Genomic DNA, 2,517 nt, shown 5'->3' on the forward strand with positions numbered 1-2,517 from the left:
GCCCCCGTCCCCGCCTCCGCCGCCGGTCGGCCGACGGGCCTCGTGGCGCGGCACGTTGTCGGGGCCGGTCAGGGCGGCCTTGATGGTGGTGCCGCCCACGTCGAGGGCGATCACATAGGAGTCGTGGGCGTCTTCGGCGTCTTGGGGGAGACTCACACCCGCAAGTCTGGCCCCGGACCGCCGGAAAGGTCTAGTCCACTACACCTATCCCGCCGCTATCCGGTGGTCAACACCACGGAACGGGTGAGGTGCCGCGGCCGGTCGGGGTCCAGGCCGCGGGCCGCCGCCACGGCCACCGCGAGCCGCTGCGCCCGCACCAGCCCGGCCAGCGGATCCACCGCGCCGTCCGCCACCAACAGCGCGCCGGTGCGCCGCACCTCGTCCGCGAGCCCGGCGGGCGCCGGACCGAACAGCCACACCACCCGCCCCGGCGCGGCGACGGCCACCGGCCCGTGCCGGTACTCCATCGCCGGATACGCCTCCGTCCAGGCGCCGGCCGCCTCACGCAGCTTCAACGCCGCCTCGAGCGCCAGGCCGTAGCCCCAGCCCTGGCCGAGGAACGTCCACTGGCCGGCCGACACCACGTCGGCCGGCAGCGGGTGACGGAGCGCCAACTCGGCGTCGTCCACCGCCTCGGCGAGCGGCTTGACCCCCGCCGGCAGCGGCCCGGTGCCGGCCAGCGCGGCGCGCAGGAAGGCCAGCGCGCTGGTCGCGAAACGCGTCTGCACCACCGAGCGCTCGTCCGCGTAGTCCAGCACGACGACGTGCCGGGCGGCCCGCAGCGCGGGCGAGGTGGGGTCGGCGGTGAGCACGAGCACCGGCGTGTCGGGACGCCGCTCGCGCAACGCGGCGAGCAGGTCGAGGACCTCGGTGGTGGTGCCCGACCTGGTGATCGCCACCACCCGGTCGTAGCCGCGGGCGACGGGGAAGGCGGAGGCGGCGAACGCGTCCGTCTCGCCCTGCCCGGCGGCCTCGCGCAGCGCCGCGTAGGACTGGGCGACGAACCAGGACGTCCCGCAGCCGGCGACCGCCACCCGCTCCCCGGGCCCGGGCAGCGCCTCGGCGAAGCCGCCGGCCAGCGCGTCCCTGGCGTCCAGCGCGGCGCGCCGCCAGCAGTCGGGCTGGGTCGCGATCTCCCGCTCGGTGATGGTGGGGTCGGACATCGGAACTCCTCACACGCGACGGTGTTCCCCGTGGTAACGCCTTACCCAGCCGGGGAGTGTCCGAGGCCGGCCATAAAATGGCCGAGTGGGGACAACCGGGGAACGACGGGACGCGGCCGAGGGCGGCCTGTCCGAGCGCGACCGGTCGATCCTCGCCGTCGAGCGCGCCTCCTGGCCGCGCGCCGGCGCCAAGGAGCGGGCGATCAGGGAGCGGCTCGGCCTCTCCCCGACCCGCTACTACCAGTTGCTCAACGCCCTCCTCGACGACCCCGCCGCCCTGGCCCACGACCCCGTCACCGTCAACCGCCTCCGCGCGCGGCGCGCCCGCCAACGCGCCAACCGTTAGGCGCTGTCCCGTCCTCCGGTCTGGCGGCGCGCCGGCTGGGTAGGGTCGCGGCATGGGCAACCTTCCCGAACCACGGACGGAAGAGGGGCGGGCCGCGCTCCAGGCCATCGTGCGGGAGCCGGCGCGGGCGTTGTTGGCGTTCGACTTCGACGGAACGCTGGCGCCGATCGTCGAGGATCCGGCGCTGGCCAGGGCGCATCCGGACGCCGTGCCGGCGCTGGCACGGCTGGCCGGGCGGGTGGCCGGGGTGGCGATCGTCACCGGGCGGCCGGCCGCCGTGGCCGTGAAGCTCGGCGGGTTCGAGGCGCATCCCGAACTCGCCGGTCTCGTCGTCCTCGGCGCCTACGGGGCCGAGCGCTGGGACGCGGCCACCGGCGAGTTGAGCGCGCCGCCGCCGCACCGCGGCATCGCGGGCGCCCGCCTCGAAGCGGCGGCGCAGGCCCGCCGCACCGGCGCGCACCTGGAGGACAAGGGCAACGCGCTGGCCCTGCACACCCGCCGCGCCCCCGACCCGGAGGCCGCCTTCGACGCCCTGCGGGAGCCGATGGAGCGGATGGCGGCCAACTGGGGCCTGGTCCTGGAACCGGGCCGGCAGGTGCTCGAACTACGGCCGCCCGGAATGGACAAGGGCGCCGCGCTGACCGCGCTGGTCGGGGAGCGGAACGCGGGCGCCGTGCTCTACGCGGGCGACGACCTGGGCGACCTGGCCGCGTTCTCCGCCGTCGCCGAGCTGCGGACGGGCGGCGTGCCGGGGCTCCGGGTGTGCAGCGGCAGCGACGAGGTGGCGCGGCTCGCCGAGGCGACCGACCTGACCGTGCCGGGACCGGCCGGCCTGGTCGACTTCCTGCGGCGGCTGGCCGACGCGCTGGGGTAGAGCTAACCCCACCAGGAAGACTCCTGCTGGCGCGATGGTCGCGGCAGTTGACGCTCCGTAGCGTTCACGTCATGACGAAGCGGACGAACACCAGGTGGCGGGGCAGGCGACTCACGGGGGCACCCCGCTGGGGG

At 76.2% G+C, this 2,517-nt stretch carries 3 protein-coding genes; 2 read left to right on the forward strand and 1 reads right to left on the reverse strand.

Annotated features, from left to right (window positions below):
• Positions 1 to 215 precede the first annotated feature (215 nt).
• Positions 216 to 1,163, reverse strand: coding sequence for an SIS domain-containing protein (locus tag E1283_RS35135; RefSeq protein ID WP_132822219.1), 948 nt, complete (start codon positions 1,161 to 1,163; stop codon positions 216 to 218).
• 85 nt (positions 1,164 to 1,248) lie between these two features.
• Here E1283_RS35135 and E1283_RS35140 point away from each other — a divergent pair, with 85 nt between their 5' ends.
• Complete coding sequence (locus tag E1283_RS35140; RefSeq protein WP_132822220.1) at positions 1,249 to 1,509, forward strand: DUF3263 domain-containing protein; 261 nt, start codon at positions 1,249 to 1,251, stop codon at positions 1,507 to 1,509.
• 52 nt (positions 1,510 to 1,561) lie between these two features.
• On the forward strand, positions 1,562 to 2,383 hold the full coding sequence (otsB, locus tag E1283_RS35145) for a trehalose-phosphatase (protein ID WP_132822221.1): 822 nt from the start codon (positions 1,562 to 1,564) through the stop codon (positions 2,381 to 2,383).
• Positions 2,384 to 2,517 lie beyond the last annotated feature (134 nt).

Origin of the sequence: Streptomyces hainanensis, assembly GCF_004348415.1 — a bacterium.
In the GTDB taxonomy this organism is placed as follows: domain Bacteria; phylum Actinomycetota; class Actinomycetes; order Streptomycetales; family Streptomycetaceae; genus Streptomyces; species Streptomyces hainanensis.